23 protein-coding genes are annotated in these 20,976 nt (G+C 65.6%); 16 read left to right on the forward strand and 7 right to left on the reverse strand.

The window, feature by feature from the left end; all coding sequences use genetic code 11:
• Positions 1–10: 10 nt before the first annotated feature.
• Positions 11–889 carry a DMT family transporter gene (locus AC1DW2_RS10900; protein ID WP_354114339.1) on the forward strand — a complete coding sequence of 293 codons (879 nt, stop codon included), beginning with the start codon at positions 11–13 and terminating at the stop codon, positions 887–889.
• Here the strand turns inward: AC1DW2_RS10900 and AC1DW2_RS10905 are convergent.
• Positions 886–1,077, reverse strand: coding sequence for a hypothetical protein (locus AC1DW2_RS10905; protein ID WP_354114338.1), 192 nt, complete (start codon positions 1,075–1,077; stop codon positions 886–888). The two genes, AC1DW2_RS10900 and AC1DW2_RS10905, sit on opposite strands and share 4 nt — an antisense overlap.
• 31 nt (positions 1,078–1,108) lie before the next feature.
• Positions 1,109–2,266: an MFS transporter gene (locus tag AC1DW2_RS10910; protein WP_354114362.1), complete on the reverse strand. Its 1,158-nt coding sequence runs from the start codon at positions 2,264–2,266 to the stop codon at positions 1,109–1,111.
• Between the two features lie 175 nt (positions 2,267–2,441).
• Between AC1DW2_RS10910 and AC1DW2_RS10915 the strand changes: the two genes are divergently transcribed.
• Complete coding sequence (locus AC1DW2_RS10915; RefSeq protein ID WP_071913209.1) at positions 2,442–3,701, forward strand: adenylate/guanylate cyclase domain-containing protein; 1,260 nt, start codon at positions 2,442–2,444, stop codon at positions 3,699–3,701.
• Here AC1DW2_RS10915 and AC1DW2_RS10920 read toward each other — a convergent pair.
• Complete coding sequence (locus tag AC1DW2_RS10920; RefSeq protein ID WP_063982847.1) at positions 3,698–4,261, reverse strand: pyridoxamine 5'-phosphate oxidase family protein; 564 nt, start codon at positions 4,259–4,261, stop codon at positions 3,698–3,700. The two genes, AC1DW2_RS10915 and AC1DW2_RS10920, sit on opposite strands and share 4 nt — an antisense overlap.
• 162 nt (positions 4,262–4,423) lie before the next feature.
• Between AC1DW2_RS10920 and pdxR the strand changes: the two genes are divergently transcribed.
• Positions 4,424–5,908 (forward strand): MocR-like pyridoxine biosynthesis transcription factor PdxR, encoded by a 1,485-nt coding sequence (gene pdxR / locus AC1DW2_RS10925; protein WP_354114337.1) that lies wholly within the window; start codon positions 4,424–4,426, stop codon positions 5,906–5,908.
• Here pdxR and AC1DW2_RS10930 read toward each other — a convergent pair.
• Positions 5,905–7,149, reverse strand: a complete 1,245-nt coding sequence (locus AC1DW2_RS10930; RefSeq protein ID WP_135215699.1) for an MFS transporter — start codon at positions 7,147–7,149, stop codon at positions 5,905–5,907. The genes pdxR and AC1DW2_RS10930 overlap by 4 nt on opposite strands.
• A gap of 167 nt (positions 7,150–7,316) precedes the next feature.
• On the opposite strand from AC1DW2_RS10930, the gene AC1DW2_RS10935 reads away from it, so the two are divergent.
• Positions 7,317–8,669 (forward strand): Nramp family divalent metal transporter, encoded by a 1,353-nt coding sequence (locus tag AC1DW2_RS10935; protein ID WP_354114336.1) that lies wholly within the window; start codon positions 7,317–7,319, stop codon positions 8,667–8,669.
• A gap of 134 nt (positions 8,670–8,803) precedes the next feature.
• On the opposite strand, the gene AC1DW2_RS10940 is transcribed toward AC1DW2_RS10935, so the two are convergent.
• The 3 genes from AC1DW2_RS10940 to hemB form a co-directional block, all read right to left on the reverse strand.
• Complete coding sequence (locus AC1DW2_RS10940) at positions 8,804–9,580, reverse strand: arginyltransferase (RefSeq protein WP_014494765.1); 777 nt, start codon at positions 9,578–9,580, stop codon at positions 8,804–8,806.
• Positions 9,581–9,710: 130 nt separating this feature from the next.
• Entirely contained in the window at positions 9,711–10,250 is a 540-nt protein-coding gene (locus tag AC1DW2_RS10945) for an RDD family protein (protein ID WP_477006003.1), read from the reverse strand.
• Positions 10,251–10,516: 266 nt separating this feature from the next.
• On the reverse strand, positions 10,517–11,578 hold the full coding sequence (gene hemB / locus AC1DW2_RS10950) for a porphobilinogen synthase (protein WP_477006028.1): 1,062 nt from the start codon (positions 11,576–11,578) through the stop codon (positions 10,517–10,519).
• A 138-nt stretch (positions 11,579–11,716) separates the two neighbouring features.
• Here hemB and AC1DW2_RS10955 point away from each other — a divergent pair, with 138 nt between their 5' ends.
• The 12 genes from AC1DW2_RS10955 to AC1DW2_RS11010 all read left to right on the forward strand — a co-directional run bounded on the left by AC1DW2_RS10955 (position 11,717) and on the right by AC1DW2_RS11010 (position 20,880).
• Positions 11,717–12,220, forward strand: a complete 504-nt coding sequence (locus AC1DW2_RS10955; RefSeq protein WP_028155097.1) for a DUF6163 family protein — start codon at positions 11,717–11,719, stop codon at positions 12,218–12,220.
• A 527-nt stretch (positions 12,221–12,747) separates the two neighbouring features.
• Positions 12,748–13,266: a transcriptional regulator LdtR gene (gene ldtR / locus AC1DW2_RS10960; protein WP_011087797.1), complete on the forward strand. Its 519-nt coding sequence runs from the start codon at positions 12,748–12,750 to the stop codon at positions 13,264–13,266.
• A 199-nt stretch (positions 13,267–13,465) separates the two neighbouring features.
• Entirely contained in the window at positions 13,466–13,702 is a 237-nt protein-coding gene (locus AC1DW2_RS10965; protein WP_028152498.1) for a hypothetical protein, read from the forward strand.
• A 37-nt stretch (positions 13,703–13,739) separates the two neighbouring features.
• A complete protein-coding gene (locus AC1DW2_RS10970) occupies positions 13,740–13,961 on the forward strand; it encodes a hypothetical protein (RefSeq protein ID WP_008131709.1) in 222 nt (73 codons plus the stop codon).
• A 259-nt stretch (positions 13,962–14,220) separates the two neighbouring features.
• Positions 14,221–15,519, forward strand: a complete 1,299-nt coding sequence (gene glyA / locus AC1DW2_RS10975; protein WP_028152497.1) for a serine hydroxymethyltransferase — start codon at positions 14,221–14,223, stop codon at positions 15,517–15,519.
• A 16-nt stretch (positions 15,520–15,535) separates the two neighbouring features.
• Positions 15,536–16,018 carry a transcriptional regulator NrdR gene (gene nrdR, locus AC1DW2_RS10980; RefSeq protein WP_007603426.1) on the forward strand — a complete coding sequence of 161 codons (483 nt, stop codon included), beginning with the start codon at positions 15,536–15,538 and terminating at the stop codon, positions 16,016–16,018.
• Positions 16,015–17,163 carry a bifunctional diaminohydroxyphosphoribosylaminopyrimidine deaminase/5-amino-6-(5-phosphoribosylamino)uracil reductase RibD gene (ribD, locus tag AC1DW2_RS10985; protein WP_135215695.1) on the forward strand — a complete coding sequence of 383 codons (1,149 nt, stop codon included), beginning with the start codon at positions 16,015–16,017 and terminating at the stop codon, positions 17,161–17,163. The genes nrdR and ribD overlap by 4 nt, the downstream gene beginning before the upstream one ends.
• Entirely contained in the window at positions 17,163–17,771 is a 609-nt protein-coding gene (locus AC1DW2_RS10990; RefSeq protein ID WP_028152495.1) for a riboflavin synthase, read from the forward strand. The genes ribD and AC1DW2_RS10990 overlap by 1 nt, the downstream gene beginning before the upstream one ends.
• A gap of 186 nt (positions 17,772–17,957) precedes the next feature.
• Positions 17,958–18,449 carry a 6,7-dimethyl-8-ribityllumazine synthase gene (gene ribH / locus AC1DW2_RS10995; RefSeq protein ID WP_063982854.1) on the forward strand — a complete coding sequence of 164 codons (492 nt, stop codon included), beginning with the start codon at positions 17,958–17,960 and terminating at the stop codon, positions 18,447–18,449.
• 2 nt (positions 18,450–18,451) lie between these two features.
• Entirely contained in the window at positions 18,452–18,949 is a 498-nt protein-coding gene (nusB, locus tag AC1DW2_RS11000; protein ID WP_063982855.1) for a transcription antitermination factor NusB, read from the forward strand.
• Between the two features lie 202 nt (positions 18,950–19,151).
• Entirely contained in the window at positions 19,152–20,150 is a 999-nt protein-coding gene (gene thiL, locus AC1DW2_RS11005; RefSeq protein ID WP_354114335.1) for a thiamine-phosphate kinase, read from the forward strand.
• Positions 20,151–20,271: 121 nt separating this feature from the next.
• A complete protein-coding gene (locus tag AC1DW2_RS11010; RefSeq protein ID WP_135215692.1) occupies positions 20,272–20,880 on the forward strand; it encodes a hypothetical protein in 609 nt (202 codons plus the stop codon).
• The last annotated feature ends 96 nt before the right edge of the window (positions 20,881–20,976 follow it).

Genomic DNA, 20,976 nt, shown 5'->3' on the forward strand with positions numbered 1-20,976 from the left:
GGAGATGATCGTGGGAGAGTGGGCCGGGGTTGCGATCGCGCTGGCGTCGAGCAGCCTCGGCGGCACGGCCGCGGCGATCACCCGCTATCTCGTCGGTGGCGCCGATCCGGTTCTGCTGGCGATCCTGCGCTGGGGGATCGGCTTTCTCTGCCTGTTGCCTTGCGCGCTGCTGCTTGGCGTGCGCTGGCCGCAGCGGCCCGACTGGCCGGCGGTGGCCCTGCTCGGCATCTGCTTCTTCGGCCTGTTCTTCATCCTCTACAATATCGCGGTGTCCTACACGACCGCTGCGCGCGCCAGYCTCGCGCTGGCGACGCTGCCGCTCCACACCATGGTGGTCGGTGCGATCCTCGGCGTCGAGCGGTTGACGGCGCGCAAGGTCATTGGCGTTGGCATCGCCGTGCTCGGTGTGACAGCCGCGCTGGCAGCGGGGCTCGCCCAGAGCCCGCCCGGCGCCTGGCTCGGCGAACTGATCATGACCGGTGCCGTGTTCTGCATGGCGTTCTACAACGTGCTGTCGCGCCCGCTGATGCAGCGCTCAAGCGCATTGGGTTTTCTCACCGTCGGCATGGGCGCGGGCGCCGCCGTGCTGGTGCTGGCGGGGTTCGTGAAGGGCAGCTTTGCGGCGCTCGGTCACTTCACGACGGGGCAGTGGATCGCCGGCATCTATCTCGGCATCGGCGGCGGCGCGCTCGCCTTCATCCTCTGGGTGATGGCGCTGGCGCGGGCGACGCCGACCCGCGTTGCCAATACCATGACGGTCAATCCGATTGCCGCGACCTTGCTGGCGGCGCTGCTCGTGGGCGAGCCGATCACGGCAAACCTTCTGATCGGGCTGGTTGCTGTGTTCGCCGGCATCTGGATCGCGACCAGCCAGGCGAAGCCGGCCTAGTTGCGCGGTGCCGTGACCGGGGGCGGGCTGGAGTCCGGTGTCTTCTTCGGCTTGAGCGTGCCGGCGTAGAACGAGAGCAGCCAGACCAGGATGATGGCGAGGAGATAGACGCCCCAGGCCTGCGGCGGCGTGGTTGCCCAGCGCAGCAGGCCTTTGAAGGTGCGGGGCGGGCTGTTGTCTTCGCTCATGGCCCGCTTGTGCGCGAAAGGGGCTGCGCGGTCAATCCGGCCGCCGTTCGGCGCGGATCAGGAACAGCGCCGCCAGCGCCGAGAGGCTGAGCGCGGAGGAGACGATCAGCACCTTGGCGCCCATCACGTCGATGAGCAGGCCGAAGGCCAGCGGCGCCACCGCCTGCGCCATCCGTGCCGGCGCGCCGATGATGCCGAGACGGTAGCCGAAATCTTTCGGCCCGAAGATCGACAGCGGCAGCGTGCCGCGCGCGATCGTGAGAATGCCGTTGCCCGAGCCGTGGAGCAGTGCAAACGCGCTTGCGGCGGGGGCGCCGAAGATGGCGAGGATTGCGGCGCCGAGCGGGTGGGTGACGCAGGCAAGGCGCGTCGACCACAGCGGATGGAAGCGGCTCAGAAAGCCCGCTTCGAGAATGCGCGCGGCCACCTGTGCGGGACCGATCAGCGCGCCGGCGGCGATGGCCTCGACATGCGTCGCGCCCGTGGCTTCCAGCAGGCGCGGGAAATGGACGGCCATTGCGCCGGTGACGGTCCAGACCGCCGCGAAGACGAAGGCGAGCAGCACCATGGTGCGGTCGAGCGGCAGATGCGGCTTCTCGGTCGTCGCCGCAGCCTGCCTGGCGCCCTTGATGGCCGGCAGCATGAAGAAGTTCAGGGGCAGGCCGATCAGGAGATTGGCGGCCGCCCAGGCGAAACAGGTCTCGCGCCAGCCGATATGGGACAGGCCCCAGGCGGTGAGGGGCCAGCCGACGGTGGAGGCGAAGCCTGCCATCAGCGTGATGCCGGTGATGGGCCTGCGCGCCTCGGTGCCGTAGATGCGGCTCAGCGCGGCGAAGGCGGCGTCATAGAGCCCCATCGCCATGCCGATGCCGAGCACGAGCCAGGCGAACGCCATCACCGCCAATGATTGCGAGAGGCCGAGCAGAACGAGACCGGCCGCCATCGTCAGGTTCGAGACCGACAGCACCTGCCGGCCCCCGAACAGATCGATCTGCCGCCCGATGCGAGGGCCGAGCATAGCCGAGATCACGAGCGAGGCCGAGAACGCGCCAAAGATCCAGTTGGAGGAGACGCCGAGGTCGCGCGCCATGGGATCGGCGAGCAGCGCCGGCAGGTAGTAGCTGGAAGCCCAGGCCAGGGTCTGCGTGGTGCCGAGCGCCAGGATGATTGGAAGCTGGCGCTGGCTCATCTCGGTGCGATTCTGGTCTCGGTTTGCGGCGGTGCCATCGGCTGCATTTGCGGCCCGCGGCGAGAGCGCGTCAACAGCGTCCGCGGCATATTCGATCTGCTGCGGACGGGAGCCTTGGTTGCGCACGGTTCGCGCGTGGCCTTTCGCTCGTCACGAATGCACGCCATAATGGCGCATGCAATTGACCTCGCGCCTCGCGCTGATGAACTGGCTGACGGGCCAAGGGCTGACGGGCTTGCCCGAAAACGAGCTGCTCCGCGGCTTCTGCGAGCGCTGCCGCGCCGAAGGGCTGGAACTCTCGCGCGGGCTCGTCGTGATCGACACGCTGCATCCGATCTATGAGGGCCGCGGCTTCCGGTGGAGCGACCGGCAGAGCAACGAGAGTGATGTGTTCGAATATGGTTCGACCGCCGAAGGCGATGCCGCCAAGAGCTGGCGCCGCTCGGTGTTCTTCCACATGCTCGAGCACGGCGAGGACGAGAGGGTGATCGACCTTGCCGACGCGCCGTCGATGGATTTCTCACAGATCGGCGAGCTCGCGGAAAAAGGCCACAAGCACTATCTCGCCTTCGTGCATCGCTTCGGCGAGAACGGCGCGCTCGGCCTGATGGATTGCCTCTATTCCTGCTGGACCACGCGCCGCGACAGCGGCTTCTCCGAACCCGAGCTCGAAGCTCTGCGCGATCTCGTGCCGGTGCTGGGGCTCGCGATCAAGTCGGCGCAGCAGGTCGACATCGCGCGAACCCTCGGCCGCGTCTATCTCGGCCGCGATGCCTCCGCGCAGGTGCTGGGCGGGCGCATCACACGCGGCGTCACCGAGCGCATCAATGCCGTGCTGTGGTATTCGGATTTGCGCGGCTCGACCGGGATCAGCGAGAGCATCGGCCCCGACGAGATCATCCCGTTCCTCAACGACTATGCCCAGGCCGTGATCGACGCGATCCACGATGCCGGCGGCGACGTCCTGAAGCTGATCGGCGATGGCGTGCTCGCGATGTTCTGGGGGGAGGACATGTCGGACGCGCGGCGCGCTGCGCTACGCGCCGAGCATCTGTTCCGCAAGAACGTCGCTGCGCTGAACAAGCGGCGGGAGGCCGATGGCCGTCCCACGACGTCGGCCTATATCGGCCTGCATGTCGGCGAGGTCTTTTACGGCAATATCGGCAGCGCGGACCGGCTCGACTTCACCGTCGTCGGCCCCACCGTCAACGAGGTCAGTCGCATCGCCTCGATGAGCCGCTCGGTCGACCGCGAGCTGCTGGCCTCGGCCGAGTTCTACAAGGGCCTGGACGCCACCGGCCGTCGCTACCTCGTCTCCACCGGACGCTACGCGCTGCGCGGCATCGGCCGCGCGCAGGACCTCTACACGCTCGATCCTGAGGTCGATACGAGCGAGCCGGTGACCGGGAGCTACGAGCGGTATCTGGCGAATTAGCGGCGGATCGCAGGGGCCGAGACATTGGGCGTTTTCGTTCGATCCTTGGCGGGCCATTGTTCGGAAAGCGGCGGCATCGAAGTCTCCTTGCCGGTCATGCGCTCAATGGCGACGGCGTAGACGGTGATGATGTCGAGCCGCGGGAAGAACCCCTTCGGTCGCGTCGTATCCGGCTTGCCGTATTTGGCCATCAACGTTTCGCAGAACCGCTGCTTGATGCCCGTGTCGCCCACGACCCTGATACGGCCGAACAGGCATATGCTTCGATAGGCGAGACCAGAATCGCATTCGAACCGACCATAGTCGAAGACACCTTCGTGCTCATCGATCTCGATGCAGACGCGGGGATCTCGCTCGATGTTTGCGCGCAGATGTCCCCGGGCGGCTGTCGTGTGCAGATACACCTCACCGTCGAGCCAGAGATAGAGGAGCGGGATACAGTAGGGAAAGCCGTCCTCGCTGACTGTCGCAAGATGGCCAGCATATCCGCGTGCCAGCATCTCCAGGATCCGCTCCTGCGACATGGCGCGGTCCTCGCGACGGATTTGCGGTGAACTCATGGTGCAAGACGCTCCGCGCCGCCATCCGAATGAGCGGACATTTCAGGTTTCCTTGTTATCCGAAACAGGATAGAAAAATAGTGGTCTTGAGCAAAGGTCCACTTGGTCCCATTGCGGCATACCACTTCTCGACGTGCGACTCACCCTGTCGGACGAGGACCCGTGAAGAGCAGGCAGAGCTGGGCAGAACTCTATTCCTTCAGCGTCGACCGTACGGCGGAGGCGCCGGTATTTCGCCAAATCTACCTCGAACTACGATCGGCAATTCTGTCCGGAGCGCTTCGTCCGGCGGCCAAGTTGCCCTCGACGCGCGACCTTGCGGCGCAGCTCGGCGTCTCGCGTACCGCAGTTGTTTCGGCTTTCGAGCAGCTGCTGGCCGAAGGTTATGCCTTCGGCAGGAAGGGGGCGGGGACTTACGTTGCGTCCGATCTGCCTGAACCGTTTGCCGCGCCTCATGGCCGCAAGACGCGGGCGGCACCGGCCGCGGCAGGCGCGGCCTCCTTTCACGGCCTCGGCGATTTTGTCGATGTGACGACGCAGAATGACGAGCGTCCCTTCAACCTGGGTCGCACGCTGTTGGATGCACGTAGCGCCGAATTGTGGCGCAAACTCACGGCGCGCACGCTGCGATCGTTTGAGCGACATCATCTCGGTTATGGCGATCCGCGTGGCTTGCTGGAGCTGCGCAAGTCGGTTTGCGACTATCTTCGGGCCGCACGCGGCGTGCGCTGCGAGGTCGATCAGGTCGTGATCACCGCCGGCACGCAGCAAGCCGTGGACATCGTCGCACGTGTCATGCCCGGGCCGGACAAGGAGGTCTGGATCGAAGACCCCGGCTATACCCTGACCCGTCTTACGCTCGCTGCGTCAGGCGCGAAGGTTTGCGCCATCCCGGTTGACCAGCACGGCGTCAACGTCACGGAAGGGATCCGCCGCGCCCCGAAGGCGCGCGCAGTTTTCATAACGGCCTCGCACCAGTTTCCGACAGGCGTTCCCCTGTCGATGGCGCGCCGCCTCGAACTTCTCGCCTGGGCCCGCGAGTCCGGCGCCTGGATCATCGAGGACGATTACGCCAGCGAATTCCGCTACGGCGGTCGTCCCCTCGCTTCGCTTCAGGGCCTGGATGAGGCCGGCCGTGTCATTTACGTCGGAACTCTCAACAAGGCGCTCTTCCCCGGACTGCGGCTTGGCTACGCCGTGCTACCCCACCCGCTGGTGCGGAATTTCGTTGCCGCGCGCTATCTGATCGACCGTCAACCGTCGAGCCTCTGCCAGTCCGTTGCTGCGGCCTTCATGGAAGAGGGGCATTTCGCAGCCCACATCCGCAGAATGCGGGAAGTGTACCGCCGCCAGCGCGATACCCTCGTTGCCGCACTGAGGCGGCGCCTGGGCGACCATTTGTCGGTCGAGCCGCCGGACCAGGGCATGCACCTGGTTGCCTACACGCGACGGGGACTTTCCGACGTGAAGATCGAGCGGGCCGCTCGCGACCACGGCGTCACCGTTCGCGCGATGAGCCGCCACTATATCGAGGCGCCGGCGCAGTCGGCGCTGATGCTGGGCTTTAGCGGCTACCCGCAGCAGACCATTGCGCCGGCGGTTGCCCGATTGGCGCGGGCCATCGCCGCTGGTTGCGTACCGGACTAGCACCGCGCCGGCACTTCGTCCCCCACCATGGCCGGCTGCCGATCCAGCGCCACGGCGGGAGAGAGCCAGATCACCAGCGCCTGAACGCCGAACACGGCGGCGGCGAGATACAGGCAGGCCTCTGCGCTCCACAAGCCGCCGACGATCGCGCCCAGCGCCGAGCCGAGCGGGCGGGCGCCGTAGCTCATGATGTTGATGGCGGAGACGCGTCCGAGCAGGCGCGGCGGCGTCACGGATTGGCGCAGGGTCGTGGTCGAAATCACCCACAGGATCGGCCCGACGCCGAGCAGGAAGAAGCTCAAGGCCGCGAGCCAGGGCGAGGGGACCAGCACCGTCAGCGCCATCACCACCGCAGCGACGAAACCCGTGACCGGGCCAAGGCCGACCACCGTCCCGAAAGCGATGCGCTTCATCACGCGCGTGGCGAACAGCGCGCCGATCACCATGCCGACGCCGTACATCGTCAGCACGGTGCCGACGCCTGCGGCCGTCAGGCCGAGATGGCGCACCGCATAGGGCACGAACACGGCGATCTGGAGGAACCAGCCGGTATTGAAGATGAATTGGGTGATGAACACCGGCCGCAGCAGCGGATGGTGGAACACGAAGGCCGCGCCCTCGCGGATGTCCTGGAACGGATGGCGCCGCGGCGAGGGCGTCCGGGTGGGCTCGTAGATGCCGGAGAGCAGCACGACGGCGATGGCCGAGAGCGCCGCGGCAAAGCCGAAGGCCGGGCTCGCACCCCACCAGCCGACCAGCGCGCCGCCGAGCGCAGGCCCGCTTGCAAAGGCGATGGTGCGGGCGAGCTCGATGCGGGCATTTGCCGACGGCAACAGCTCCGCGCTCACCAGCGAGGGCACCAGGGCCGGCGCCGCCACGCTGTAGACGACCGTGCCGCATACGGCGGCAAAGCCGAGCAGAGCCAGCAGCGGCAAATTGAGCGCGCCAAGTGTGAGCAGCAGCACGATGGCCGCCAGCGCGACCGCGCGCAGCGCTTCGGCACCCGCCATCAGCGAGCGGCGGGAGATGCGGTCGGCGAGCAGGCCGGCCGGAATGGCGAACAGGACGAAGGGCAGGGTGAGGGCGGTCTGGAGCAGGCCGGTCTGGCCTTCCGCAACACCCAGCGTGAGCACGGCGACGATCGGGGCCGCGGCCAGCGCGATCTGCTCGGCCGATTGCGCCGCCAGGTTGGACCAGGCGAGGCGGTTGAAGGTGTCGGGGAGGCGAAGCGGGTTTGACATGGCGCATTTCCTGCAAAGTCGTGTTGGCGCCAGTATCCGCCCCCGAGGACGGCCAAACCCACCCGCTTCCCGACAGGGCGGCGAATAACCGCCCGGCCGGGAACTCATGTGGCTAGATGCAGTTGCAAATGAGTTGCAATAAGCTTCGACTTCGGTATTCTGCTGCTATGGATGCCCGCTCACCCGATTTGACCCAAGATGCCGCCGGCTGGCGCACTGATGCGCCTGCTACCAAGAGCCTCGCCGAGGTGAACGCCACGATTGCCATCCCCACGGCGGGGGTGTGGTGGCGGCGATTCCTCGCCTTTGTCGGCCCCGGCTATCTGGTCTCGGTCGGCTACATGGACCCCGGCAACTGGGCGACCGACCTCGCCGGGGGGTCGAAGTTCGGCTACACGCTGCTTTCGGTCATCCTGCTCTCGAATTTGATGGCGATCCTGCTCCAGTCGCTGGCGGCGCGGCTCGGCATCGTCACCGACCGCGACCTCGCGCAGGCCTGCCGCGCGACCTACTCACCGGCAGTGAACTTCCTGCTCTGGCTCGCCTGCGAGGCGGCGATTATCGCCTGCGATCTCGCCGAGGTCATCGGCACAGCGATTGCGCTCAAACTGCTGTTCGGCATTCCCCTGATCGGCGGCGCGCTGCTTGCCGCGCTCGATGCGTTCCTGCTGCTGCTCCTGATGAACCGCGGCTTTCGCTTTCTCGAAGCGTTCGTCATCGCGATGCTTGTCGTGATCGCGGTCTGCTTCCTGGTCCAGATCGTGGCCGCCGCGCCGCCGGTGGCGGAAGTTCTGCGCGGCTTTATTCCGAAGACCGAGATCTTCACCAATCCGGAAATGCTCTACATCGCGATCGGCATCATCGGCGCGACCGTGATGCCGCATAATCTCTATCTGCACTCCTCGATCGTGCAGACGCGCGCCTATGAGCGCAACGACACCGGCCGGCGCGAAGCGATCAAATGGGCGACGACGGATTCGACGATCGCCCTGATGCTGGCACTGTTTATCAATGCGGCGATCCTCGTCGTGGCGGCGGCGACCTTCCACAAGAGCGGCCATTCCGACGTCGCCGAAATCGGCCAGGCCTTCGAGTTGTTGTCGCCGCTGCTTGGCCTCGGTATCGCCTCGACGCTGTTTGCGATTGCGCTGCTCGCCTCGGGCCTGAACTCGACGGTGACAGCGACGCTCGCCGGCCAGATCGTGATGGAAGGGTTTCTCGACCTGCGCCTGCCGAGCTGGGCGCGGCGATTGCTGACGCGCGGCATCGCCATCGTTCCGGTGATCGTCGTCACCGCGATCTATGGCGAGCGCGGCACGGCCGATCTGCTGGTGTTCAGCCAGGTCGTGCTGTCGATGCAGCTGCCCTTCGCCGTCATCCCGCTGGTCCGCTTCGTCTCGGATCGGCGCAAGATGGGGAAGTTCGCGATTCCCACGTGGGTCGCTGCGATCGCGTGGATCGTTGCGGGCATCATCGTGATTTTGAACGTGAAGTTGCTGGTGGATACGCTGTTCGGGTGAGTGTTCGCCCAACACACCGCCGTCGTCGCCCGGCTTGACCGGGCGACCCAGTATTCCAGAGACGGTTGTGATTGAGCCGAGAAGCCGCGGCGTACTGGATGGATGCCCCGGTCAAGCCGGGGCATGACAGCGAGCTAATCCTGCGGCTCTGACGTCGCGTCACCTTGCGCGTCGATGCGCAGCCAGCCTGAGGGTGCGAGGCGCTGCTGCGGCAGGAAGCGGGCCTTGTAGTCCATCTTCTTCGAGCCTTCGATCCAGTAGCCGAGATAGACGTAAGGCAGCCCCTGGCGGCGGGCGCGGGCGATGTGGTCGAGGATCATGAAGGTGCCCATCGACCGGCTGACCTGGCTCGGCTCGAAGAACGAATAGACCATCGACAGGCCGTCGCTGAGTACGTCGGTCAGCGCCACCGCGATCAGCTCCTCACCGCGGCCCGTGATGCCGCTGTCGGGGCCGCGCTTGCGGTACTCGATGATGCGGGTCTCGACATGGCTGTCCTCGACCATCATGGCGTAGTCGAGCACGGTCATGTCGGCCATCCCGCCATGGCGGTGGCGGGAGTCGAGATAGGCGCGGAACACCGAATATTGCTCGGAGGTCGGCACCGCACTGCGCTGCTCGCCGATGATGTCGGCGTTGCGCGCGATGACTTTCCGGAAGTTGCGGGAGGGGCGGAACTCGTTGGCGACCACCCGGACCGAGACGCAGGCGCGGCACTGGTCACAGGCCGGCCGGTAGGCGATCGACTGGCTGCGGCGGAACCCGCCATGGGTCAGGAGGTCGTTGAGGTCACCTGCGCGCTCCCCCACGAGGTGCGTAAACACCTTGCGCTCATGCCGGCCCGGCAGATACGGGCAGGGAGAGGGCGCCGTGAGGTAAAATTGGGGGGTGTCGCGCGAGTGCTGGGTCAAGGGACGTCGTGGGCCTCCAAAGTGGGCATTAACATCGCGCTACGAAGGCCCCCGGTCAATCGGTCTACTCGGCAGATCAGATCAGTCAGTTTAGTCGGTCCTGGTTGATAGGTTCTTGATCATCAGGCTCTCAGTAGGTCCTTGCGGCCTGCGGCACGGGCGCGCGGACGGAATTGTTGATCACGACCGTTCCCAGCACGACATCATGCAGCAGGCGCCGGCGGCCGTTGAATAGCCCAACCAGCACCACGAAAGGTGTCAGGAACGAGACCGTCACCCAGAACAGCACGGCATGGGTGGCGCCGAGCACGAAATAGCCGGGCGCGCCGTACCAGGTGCGCAACTCCAGATCCATCAAGCGCATGCCGATCGTCGCGGACGACGGACCGCMGATGCAGGCACCATAATAGACGATGGCCCAAACAACGGAGGCCGGCCAGGCCAGCCAGAACAGCGCCCAGCCGATGCCGAGCGTGACGATGCCAAACAGCGCGATGAAGATGTAGCCGAGGATCACGGGAACGGAGATCACGACCATGTCGATCAGGAACGCGAACGCCCGCCGCGTCGCCACGCCGCGGAACAATTCCGGGTGCAGATAGGGATCGTAGGCGTGCGGTTGCATGGCGCCGTCATTGCGCCAGGCATTGCCCGAATCCGAATACGACATGGTCCATTCTCCCAAGGGAAACTCCCGTGGCAGGACATGGGAACAAGTCATCCCCGTGCCAAGGGCGCGCGGGCGTCAACAAGCCGAAATATTCCGGCAATTCGGGGGCGGGGCTGTCGTTCAGGGAAGACGTCGTAGGGTGGGCAAAGGCGCGTTGGCGCCGTGCCCACCATCGTTCCGCGATCGCTAGCTGGCATGGTGGGCACGCTTCCGCCTTCACTCTTCTAGCTACGGCGGACAAGCCGCTTGGCCCACCCTGCGATGCCTTACGTTTGGCTCCGCAGCTTCTCCGCCACCTTCGGCGCAAAATAGCTGAGCACGCCGTCGGCGCCGGCGCGCTTGAACGCCAACAGGCTCTCCATCATCGCGCGCTCGCCGTCGAGCCAGCCATTGTTGGCGGCTGCTGCGATCATCGCGTATTCGCCGGAGACCTGGTAGGCGAAGGTCGGCATCGCAAAGGTGTCCTTCACGCGCCGGACCACGTCGAGATAGGGCATGCCGGGCTTCACCATCACCATGTCGGCACCCTCGGAGATGTCGAGGTCGACCTCGCGCAGCGCCTCGTCGGTGTTGGCGCTGTCCATCTGGTAGGTGCGCTTGTCGCCGGTGAGCGTCTTGGCCGAACCGATGGCGTCGCGGAACGGGCCGTAGAAGGCGGAGGCGTACTTTGCCGCATAGGCCATGATCTGCACGTCGAGCAGGCCAGAGCGGTCCAGCCCCTCGCGGATCGCGGCGACGCGGCCGTCCATCATGTCGGAGGGCGCGATGATGTCGCAGCCGGCTTCGGCCTGGACCAGCGCCTGACGCACCAGCACCGCGACCGTCTCGTCGTTCAAAATCTTGCCGTCGGAGATCAGGCCGTCATGGCCGTGGCTCGTGAAGGGATCGAGCGCGACGTCGCAGAGGATGCCGATGTCGGGAAACTCCTTCTTGATCGCGCGCACCGCCTGGCAGACCAGGTTGTTCGGATTGGTCGCCTCGGAGCCTTCCTCGTCGCGCAGGGACGGGTCGGTGTAGGGAAACAGCGCGAGGCAGGGGATGGTGAGCTTCATGGCGCGCTCGGCCTCGCGCACGGCCWGGTCGACGCTGAGGCGGTCGACGCCCGGCATTGAGGCGATCTGCTCGCGCTTGTTGTTGCCGTCGATCAGGAACAGCGGCCAGATCAGATCGTCGGTGGTCAGCACGTTCTCGCGCACCATGCGCCGGGCCCATTCGGCCTTGCGGTTGCGGCGCGGGCGGACGGCCAGATCGAGGGCAGGGGAGGCACTGGCGCCATCCCGGCGCGAAACCTCGCGCAATTCGATCGGACGTCCGTATTTGATCGCCATCATTCTTCCTCCGGCTGGAATTATTCTTATACCAGCTCGCATGGTTCCCGTCACCGCGGCTTGACCTGCCGCAAGGCAAAATTGAAGTCACTCGGGCAGCCGATTGATTTTGCGGGGCGAAGCAGCCAGAAGGGGACCATGTCCGAAATCTCCACCCGCGATGCGGCCCGCGACGGCGCCAGTGCCAGGGACGCCGCCAGAGACAACGCCAGAGACAACGCGATGTCGGTGGCGGCGATCTCGTCGGAGCGCCCCGAGTCCGACGACAATGTCTGGACGCGCCGCCTCGTGCTGTTCCTGCGCGTGATGGCGCTGCTGTCGATTCTGAAGGGCCTCTATCACTGGGCCCAGGTCACCGGCTTCGTCGGGGGCGAGGACGAGGCGTTCGAGAACCAGTCGATGGCCTGGCAGGCCGCCACGGTCTATTTCGCCGTGATCGAGCTCGTTGCCGCGGTCGGCCTCTGGCTCGCGACGCCCTGGGGCGCGGTGGTGTGGCTGACGACCGTGGTGTCGATGGCGGTGATCGAACTGATGTTCCCGGGCATCTACGGCGGCAGCCTGATCGTCGTCGGTGTCGAAGCCTTCATGCTCGCCGCCTATCTCGCGCTCGCCTGGATGGCCGCGCGCGAGCGGCCGCCGTAGCGCGCTTACGATTTCAACCCACACTCACACTCTCTCGTGCCCCGGACGCAGCGCAGCACGCAGTGTTGCGCTGCTGAGCCGGGGCCCAGCTCTCCACGATCTCGGTTGCGGCTTCTGGGTCCCGGCTCTGCGATCCGCTTCGCTGCGCTTGTCCGGGACACGAGAGCGGCATTTCCGAAGTCGTGGCTTGGTTGACCGTTCGTTGCCTAAAATTCGAGGTAACTTTTCATTGACTCCGTGCGTTCCGCCACAGCTCTTACGCGCCCGTTTCGAAACGGGGCGGCCCTGTACTGGAATGCGACAGAGGTGGCGGACGGAGGGTGAACAGGACCTTGCGAGGGTCAACAGACGGTTGCGAAAAGCCCTTGTGACACAGGCTTAATCCGCAATTCACTGTCTTAAATTCATGATCTCTTTATTCTCTTATTTAAGCCGATCTTCAAACGCCCCCCTTAAGTTGCACCTATCAGACGGAGCACAAGTTTCGTCGAATGAGTGTCGATAAAAACGACAACAGGGGAAGTGTCATGATGAAAGCCGTCGCAACTGCGGCAGATACCGCAGAGCGCGTCTCCGGCCAGCAGGGTTCGGTGCAGTCGCTCTATCTGGAAGCTTTGACTCTGGTGGAGCGGCTGCATCGCCGGCTCCTCGACGTCATCAAGGATGAATTCGATCGCCGCGGCCGTGCGGACATCAACTCGGTCCAGGCGCTCCTGCTCTACAACATCGGCGACAAGGAGCTGACCGCGGGCGAGCTGCGCACGCGCGGTTACTATCTCGGCTCCAACGTCTCCTACAATCTGAAGAAGCTCGTCGAGCTCGGCTTCCTCGATCATCAGCGCTCGCGCGTTGATCGCCGCTCGGTGCGCATCCGCCTGACCCCGCAGGGCCAGGAAGTCCGCCGCATCGTCGACTCCCTCTACCAGAAGCACGTCAAGACGGTGGAGCAGGTCGGCGGCATCTCGGGCGAGGAGTTCTCGACCCTCAACAAGTCGCTGCACCGCCTCGAGCGGTTCTGGACCGACCAGATCCTGTATCGTCTCTGAGTTCTTTGCGACGGCACTTGGCCAAGCCGGCCCATAACAAGACCGGCAAGCCTCCCGAACGTGCCTGACCTCCCCAAGCGCGCCGGCCCGGCTCTGCCCCGGACCGGTGCGTTTTGTCGTTTCGCGACTGCGAAATAATTGCCGGCCAGGCGGAACCAGTTCCCCGCACCGCAGTTGTTACTGCGGATCGGAGGATGCGATGCTGGTCGAGCGCGGGCTTCAGGCAATGAACGTCGAACTCGTGAGCGACGCCTATGCCATCGCAGCGAATTACCTCCGCCGCTCCGGCGCGATTCCCGACACGCTGGTCACCAACGAAAGCCTGCTCGAGATCATCATCAAGCTGCTCCAGCACGGCGAATTGAACAAGATCAGGCTCGCCAACAAGGCCATTGGCCGGTTCGAGGCCCAGTCCGGGGCCCGCGCGGTTGCCTGATCAAAACTCCCAAAATTCGACAGAACCAGAGGATGCCATGGAAGCTGCCATCGACCGCATCATGCAGACCTATGACCTGCTCGCGAACCGCACGTCCGCGGCGAGCGCGGAGGCACGGGCCAAGGTCACGAACTACCTCAATACGTTGATGGAAGCCGGCGAGAAGGACACCCACAGGTTGACGGTGTGCGGACTGACCTATCTGCGCCAGCTCGACGGCAGCGTCGATCCCGTGAAGGCGGGGTATACCGGGCTGTAGGGGCAGGTCCGGCCCGCATCGGCACGGATTTTAAGGTCCAAATCGGACCCTTCAGGACTGACCGGGGCGGACGGTTCAAGCAGCCGTCCTCTCGCCCGGATCCTTCAATCCCCACCATATCTGGCATAATTCTCGCTCTCGACCCGCAAATACTTGGCCGGGGGCGGGTGATGTGGTAGATCGCGCTCGCCGCTTCCGATCGCCACACCAGACCGCCCGTAGCCCGCCAAAAGGCTGCGGCGGTGGAGATATTCGCAAGATGACCTCAGCCAGAACCGCCTCCGCGCCCGACTCGTTTTTCACCGCCTCGCTCGACCAGGCCGACCCGGAAATCGCCGCCGCCATCAAGGGCGAGCTCGGCCGGCAGCGCCATGAGGTCGAGCTGATCGCCTCCGAGAACATCGTCAGCCGTGCCGTGCTGGAAGCGCAGGGTTCGGTGATGACCAACAAGTACGCAGAGGGTTATCCGGGCGCGCGCTACTATGGCGGTTGTGAGTGGGTCGACGTCGCCGAGAACCTCGCGATTGATCGCGCCAAGAAGCTGTTCGGCGCCAACTTCGCCAATGTGCAGCCGAACTCCGGCAGCCAGATGAACCAGGCGGTGTTTCTGGCGCTGCTGCAGCCCGGCGATACCTTCATGGGCCTCGACCTCGCGGCCGGTGGCCATCTCACACACGGCTCGCCCGTCAACATGAGCGGCAAGTGGTTCAAAGCGGCGCACTACACCGTGCGCCGCGAGGACCAGATCATCGACATGGACGCGGTCGCCAAGCAGGCCGAAGAGGTCAAGCCCAAGCTGATCGTCGCCGGCGGCTCGGCCTATTCGCGCGCCTGGGACTTCAAGCGTTTTCGCGAGATCGCGGACAGCGTCGGCGCGTACCTCCTGGTCGACATGGCGCACTTCGCCGGTCTCGTCGCCGGCGGCGTGCATGCCTCGCCCGTGCCGTATGCCCACGTCACCACCACCACCACGCACAAGTCGCTGCGCGGTCCGCGCGGCGGCCTGATCCTCTCGAACGACGAGGCGCTCGCCAAGAAGCTCAACTCGGCGATCTTCCCGGGCCTGCAGGGTGGCCCCCTGATGCATGTGATCGCGGCGAAGGCGGTCGCCTTCGGCGAGGCGCTGCGTCCGGACTTCAAGATCTATGCGAAGAACGTCGTCGAGAACGCCAAGGCGCTGGCCGAGGCGATGAAGAGCCACGGGTTCGATATTGTCTCCGGCGGCACCGATAACCATCTGATGCTGGTCGACCTCAGGCCGAAGGGCCTGAAGGGCAACGTCTCGGAGAAGGCGCTGGTCCGCGCCGCCATCACCTGCAACAAGAACGGCATTCCGTTCGACCCCGAAAAGCCCTTCGTCACCTCGGGCCTGCGTCTCGGCACCCCGGCGGCGACGACCCGTGGTTTYGGCGTCGCCGAGTTCCAGCAGGTCGGCGGCATGATCGCCGAGGTCCTCAACGCGATCGCGCAGTCCGACGACGGCAAGGCGCCGCTGGTCGAAGCCGCGATCAAGGAACGGGTCAAGGCGCTCACCGATCGGTTCCCGATCTATCAGTAAGGTCTAGGGTAAACGGATGCGCTGCCCGAACTGCAACAGTCTCGATACGCAGGTAAAGGACTCGCGTCCGACCGAGGATTCTTCCGTGATCCGCAGGCGGCGCGTGTGTGTCGCCTGCAATTTCCGCTTCACCACCTTCGAGCGCGTGCAGTTGCGCGAGCTCACGGTGATCAAGCGCAACGGCCGCCGCGTGCCGTTCGACCGCGACAAGCTGATGCGCTCGGTGTCGATCTCCTTGCGCAAGCGGCAGGTCGAGCCGGAGCGGGTCGAGAAGATGGTCTCCACCATCGTCCGCGAGCTCGAGACCGGCGGCGAGGCCGAGATCTCCTCCGAGGTGATCGGTGAGACCGTGATGGAGCATCTGCGCACGCTCGACGACGTCGCCTATGTGCGCTTTGCCTCGGTCTATCGCAATTTCCGCGAGGCCAAGGATTTCGCCGACGTGCTCGGCGAGCTCTCCGGTGAGGAGGAAGCGCGGCTCGCCGCGATCCGCAAATGATCTTCCGGATCCTGGAGGATCAGTTCGCGCAGAAGGCCCGCGAGTCCAAGGACGCTGATCGCCGCTTCATGCAGCTGGCGCTGGCGCTCGGCAAGCGCGGGCAGGGGCGCACCTGGCCCAATCCTGCCGTGGGCGCTGTCATCGTGAAAGACGGGGTCATCATCGGCCGCGGCTGGACGCAGCCAGGCGGGCGACCGCATGGCGAGCCCGAAGCGCTGCGGCGGGCCGGCGAGGCCGCGCGAGGCGCCACCCTCTATGTCACGCTGGAGCCGTGCTCGCATTTCGGCAAGTCGCCGCCTTGCGCAGACGCGGTGATCGCCGCCGGCATCACGCGGGTGGTCGCGGCGATCGAGGATCCCAATCCGGAAGTCGCGGGCCAGGGTCATGCGCGCTTGCGCGCGGCCGGCATCGCGGTGGAGGTGGGTCTGTGCGCGGCAGAGGCCGCGTTCGACCACGCCGGGCATTTTCGCCGAATCCGTGACAAGCGCCCGCATGTGATCCTGAAGCTCGCGGTCTCGCCTGACGGCAAGATCGGTGCGGCTGGCGGCAAGCCGCTTGCGATCACGGGCGAGGCCGTGCGCAATCGCGTGCATCTGCTCCGCGCACAGAGCGACGCCATCCTGGTCGGCATCGGCACGGTGCTGGCGGATGATCCGCAGCTCAACTGTCGCCTGCCGGGCATGGAAGCGCGTTCTCCCATACGCGTCGTGCTCGACCAGAATCTGCGCATTTCGGCCGCGAGCCAGCTTGGTCGTTCCGCGCGGGAGACGCCGCTCTGGGTGATCGGCTCCGAGCTTGCGGAAGCCGCCGCCGCCACGCGGCTCGGAGCGGCCGGCGCTCAGATCATCCGCGTACCACCAGGAAACGCTTCCGGGCTTGATCTTTCGGCCGTGCTGCATGTGCTGGCGGAGAAAGGCATCACGCGGCTGATGGTCGAGGGCGGCAGCCGTGTCGCGGCGTCCTTCGTCGCGGCCGACCTCGCCGACGAGATCTGGCTGTTCCGCGGAGCGGAAGGGGTCGGCCCGGGCGGCGTCGATGCGCTCGATGCATTGCCCCTGTCGAAAATCACGCAGTCGCAGGCCTATAAGGTTCATGCTAGCGAGACATTCGGCAAGGATACTCTCACCATCTACGAGCGCGCGTAATGTTCACTGGCATTGTCACCGATATCGGCGAGATCGTCGGCTTTACGCCGACAGCGCAGGGCCAGTTGCACAGGCTGCGCATCGCTTGCCGCTACGATCAGACCACCATCGCCGACGGCGCCTCGATCGCCTGCAACGGCGTCTGCCTGACGGTGGTTGCTTCCGGCGTCGAAGGCGGCAGAACCTGGTTCGACGTCGATGCCGCCGCCGAGACGCTGGCGCTGACGACTGCAAGGCACTGGAAGGTCGGCACGAGGCTCAATCTCGAGCGCGCGCTCAAGATAGGCGACGAGCTCGGCGGCCATATCGTCGCCGGCCACGCCGACGGTGTCGCCACCCTCGTCAGTCGCGAGGACCTGCCTGATATGGCGCGGTTCGAGCTCTCGACCACGCGGGAGCTCGCGCGCTTCATCGCCACCAAGGGCTCGATCACGCTCGACGGCGTGTCCCTGACGGTCAATACGGTGAGAGACGTGACCTTTTCGGTGCTGATCATCCCGCATACGCTGACGGTCACGACGATCGGCGGCTGGAAAGCGGGCGCCGAGGTCAATATCGAGGTCGACCTGATGGCCCGCTATGCCGCGCGGCTGACGGAAATGAAGTGACGGCTGAGCCGTCATTCCGGGATGGTCCGAAGGACCAGACCACAGGTGCGCAATTGCGCGCCGGGGAATCTCGAGATTCCGGGCTTGATGCTTCGCATCGCCCCCGGAATGACAGTGTCTTTTGAACTTGGCTTACATGCGTCCGGCGACTACATAGCGCCGACCTCTGTAGAACGGATTTAGACGATGGCAGACGCGCGACGCGCACCCCTGAAGGACCAGACCGACATTTCCGGCGCACGCGCGCTGATTGTCGAGGCGCGGTTCTATGACGATCTCCAGGATGCGCTTCTGGACGGCGCGGTGACCGAGCTGAAGGCGGCCGGTCTGACGCATGACGTCATCACGGTTCCCGGCGCGCTGGAAATCCCGGCGGCGGTCGCCATCGCGATCGATGCCGCGGCGGCGAACGGCAAGCCCTATGACGCGGTGATCGCGCTCGGCTGCGTGATCCGTGGCGACACCATCCATTTCGAGATCGTCTCGCAGGAATCCTCGCGCGCGCTGATGGATCTTGCGGTTTTGCGAAAGCTGCCGCTGGGCAACGGCATCCTTACCGTTAACACCGAGGCGCAGGCCTGGGCGCGGGCGCGCGCCAGCGAGCTCAACAAGGGCGGCGATGCCGCGCGCGCCGCGCTTGCGATGCTGCGCATCAAGCGCCGGCTGGCGCGGGCTTGATCATGGCCGATCACAGCAAAAAGCCGCCGGCCGGCACCGAGAAGAAAGCGAACCGGCGCGGTGCGGCGCGGCTCGCGGCCGTCCAGGCCCTGTATCAGATGGACATCGCCGGCGCCGGCATCAACGACATCTTTGCGGAGTTCGAGAGCCACTGGCTCGGCAACGAGGTCGAGGGCGATACTTACCTGCCGGCCGAAGCGGCCTTCTTTCGCGACGTGGTCTCCGGCGTCGTGCGCGACCAGAAGATGCTCGATCCCCTGATCGACGAGGCGCTGTCGAAGGGCTGGCCGCTGAAGCGGATCGAGGCCATCCTGCGCGCGGTGCTGCGGGCAGGGGCCTATGAGCTCCAGCATCGCAAGGACGTGCCGGGCCGCGTCGTCGTGTCAGAATATGTCGACGTTGCGAATGCATTCGTCGACCGCGAGGAGACCGGCATGGTCAACGCCGTGCTCGACCAGATCGGCCGCCAGTTCCGCGGCGACGAGTTCGGGCGGGGGTAGTTATCCACGAGGGCGGTGAAGAGATGCGATGCGGCTGCCCCATACTCCGCTGCCATCACCCGCGAAGGCGGGTGATCCAGTACGCCGCGGCCTATCGATTTGACACGACCGTCTCTGGAATACTGGATCGCCCGGTGTCTTCTTTGAAGACACGCTTCGCGCTTTTGCCGGGCGATGACAGCATTGGGTGTGGCTAAGGCCGATGGCAGACTCTCAAAACCCCTCCGCCGAAGACTCCCTCATCGCGCGCTATTTCAAGCCGCTGGCGACTGACCCCGGCGCGTTCGGGCTGGTCGATGATGCCGCGGTGCTGTCCTCGTCCGGCGACGACATCGTCGTCACCACCGACGCCGTCGTCGAAGGCGTGCATTATCTCGCCACCGATCCGCCCGACACCATCGCGCGCAAGGCGCTGCGGGTGAACCTGTCGGATCTCGCCGCCAAGGGCGCGGCGCCCGCCGGCTTCGTGCTGACGCTGGCGCTGCGCAGCAAGGAGGATGCCTGGCTCAGGCCGTTCGCCGATGCGCTCGGCGAGGACAGCAGGGCTTTCGCGTGCCCGCTGCTTGGCGGCGACACGGTGTCGACGCCGGGGCCGCAGATGATCTCGATCACCGCCTTTGGCCGCGTGCCGAAGGGACGGATGGTCGGCCGTACCGGCGCGCGGCCGGGCGACCGCATCCTGGTAACGGGAACGATCGGCGACGCCGCGCTCGGCCTCGACGTGCTCACAGGCGGCGCCGCGGCCGGGGCGCTCGCGTCCGAACCGCAAGCGAAGGAGGTGCTGGTCTCACGCTATCGCGTGCCGCAGCCGCGCAATGTGCTGGCGCAGGCCGTGCGTGACCACGCGACGGCCGCGATGGATGTCTCCGACGGGCTCGCCGGCGATCTGGCGAAACTCTGTGCAGCGTCGGGCGTCTCGGCCACGGTTGACGTCGCGAACGTGCCGCTCTCGGCTGCTGCGGCCGGCCTGATCGCGCGCAACGCTATTTGCGTTGAGACGCTGCTTGCCGGCGGCGACGATTACGAGGTGCTGTGCACGGTACCACCAGCCGAGAGCGATGCGCTGATCTCCGCGGGGCGGGCGGCAGGCGTGGCCGTCACAGCAATCGGCACGATCGTCGCGGGCCGCGAGCAGCCGCGCTTCCTGGACGGGCAGGGTCAGGAACTGACCTTGAAGCGCCTGTCCTACAGCCACTTCTGAATTCGACTCGCCTCAAGCCCGATCTGTCCGGATTTGCCGGTCGCCGCTTGCCGCAACCCCGACGAAAGCAAGTAGATGTATCCGAACCGTTGGTGCGAATGCAGCCAATGGATTTGATTCGATGACGGCGGCCGTTGCGGGTTTGAACGAGGCGCAGATTGTTCCCGGGAGGGAGTGCGGAAGCTGCACGCTCTGTTGCAAGGTCTACAACGTGGTCGAGCTCGGCAAGGCCGCTGGCAAATGGTGCTCGCATTGCAAGCCCGGCCGGGGTTGCACGATCCACGACAATCTGCCGGACGAGTGCGCCGCGTTCAATTGTCTCTGGAAAACCATGCCGTCGATGTCCATGCAATGGAAGCCGGATCAGTCGAAGATGGTGCTCACCTTGCATCCCGGGACTAACAACATCCATGTCGTGGTCGATCCCGGCCTGCCATCGGCCTGGACCCGGGAGCCTTATCACGGCCAGTTGCGCGGGTTGTCGAAGGCCAACATGGCGAAAGGCCATCTTGTCGTGGTGTTGGTCAATGAGCAGGCGACGCTCATCCTGCCCGACCAGGATGTGCCGCTCGGCGTCCTCAAGCCCGAGCAGGCCGTTTCGGTGACGCTGGAGGCTGGCCCCAATGGCAGCGTCTACGACGTCAAGATCTTCAACCGACGCACGACAGCCGACGGGCAGACCTTGGAACTGGCGGCAGCGTCTCGCCATCCCGTGAGGTCGGCCGCATAGGCGTGGCCGCGGCCAAGCCTCGCCGGTTTCGGAGAGGCGCCTCGCGGAGTTGCGTCAAGCCGTCGGTCAAACGCACCAGAATTGGCCTAAATACTT

The sequence above is a fragment of the Bradyrhizobium sp. P3_C3 genome, from assembly GCF_056402655.1.

Excerpts from the sequence above, each read along its gene's own strand:
- AC1DW2_RS10905 (WP_354114338.1), bottom strand. The coding sequence starts at position 1,077 with ATGAGCGAAGACAACAGCCCGCCCCGCACCTTCAAAGGCCTGCTGCGC.
- AC1DW2_RS10910 (WP_354114362.1), bottom strand. The coding sequence starts at position 2,266 with ATGAGCCAGCGCCAGCTTCCAATCATCCTGGCGCTCGGCACCACGCAG.
- AC1DW2_RS10915 (WP_071913209.1), top strand. The coding sequence starts at position 2,442 with ATGCAATTGACCTCGCGCCTCGCGCTGATGAACTGGCTGACGGGCCAA.
- AC1DW2_RS10920 (WP_063982847.1), bottom strand. The coding sequence starts at position 4,261 with ATGAGTTCACCGCAAATCCGTCGCGAGGACCGCGCCATGTCGCAGGAG.
- AC1DW2_RS10930 (WP_135215699.1), bottom strand. The coding sequence starts at position 7,149 with ATGTCAAACCCGCTTCGCCTCCCCGACACCTTCAACCGCCTCGCCTGG.
- AC1DW2_RS10935 (WP_354114336.1), top strand. The coding sequence starts at position 7,317 with ATGGATGCCCGCTCACCCGATTTGACCCAAGATGCCGCCGGCTGGCGC.
- AC1DW2_RS10955 (WP_028155097.1), top strand. The coding sequence starts at position 11,717 with ATGTCCGAAATCTCCACCCGCGATGCGGCCCGCGACGGCGCCAGTGCC.
- ldtR (WP_011087797.1), top strand. The coding sequence starts at position 12,748 with ATGATGAAAGCCGTCGCAACTGCGGCAGATACCGCAGAGCGCGTCTCC.
- AC1DW2_RS10965 (WP_028152498.1), top strand. The coding sequence starts at position 13,466 with ATGCTGGTCGAGCGCGGGCTTCAGGCAATGAACGTCGAACTCGTGAGC.
- AC1DW2_RS10970 (WP_008131709.1), top strand. The coding sequence starts at position 13,740 with ATGGAAGCTGCCATCGACCGCATCATGCAGACCTATGACCTGCTCGCG.
- nrdR (WP_007603426.1), top strand. The coding sequence starts at position 15,536 with ATGCGCTGCCCGAACTGCAACAGTCTCGATACGCAGGTAAAGGACTCG.
- ribD (WP_135215695.1), top strand. The coding sequence starts at position 16,015 with ATGATCTTCCGGATCCTGGAGGATCAGTTCGCGCAGAAGGCCCGCGAG.
- AC1DW2_RS10990 (WP_028152495.1), top strand. The coding sequence starts at position 17,163 with ATGTTCACTGGCATTGTCACCGATATCGGCGAGATCGTCGGCTTTACG.
- ribH (WP_063982854.1), top strand. The coding sequence starts at position 17,958 with ATGGCAGACGCGCGACGCGCACCCCTGAAGGACCAGACCGACATTTCC.
- nusB (WP_063982855.1), top strand. The coding sequence starts at position 18,452 with ATGGCCGATCACAGCAAAAAGCCGCCGGCCGGCACCGAGAAGAAAGCG.
- thiL (WP_354114335.1), top strand. The coding sequence starts at position 19,152 with ATGGCAGACTCTCAAAACCCCTCCGCCGAAGACTCCCTCATCGCGCGC.
- AC1DW2_RS11010 (WP_135215692.1), top strand. The coding sequence starts at position 20,272 with ATGACGGCGGCCGTTGCGGGTTTGAACGAGGCGCAGATTGTTCCCGGG.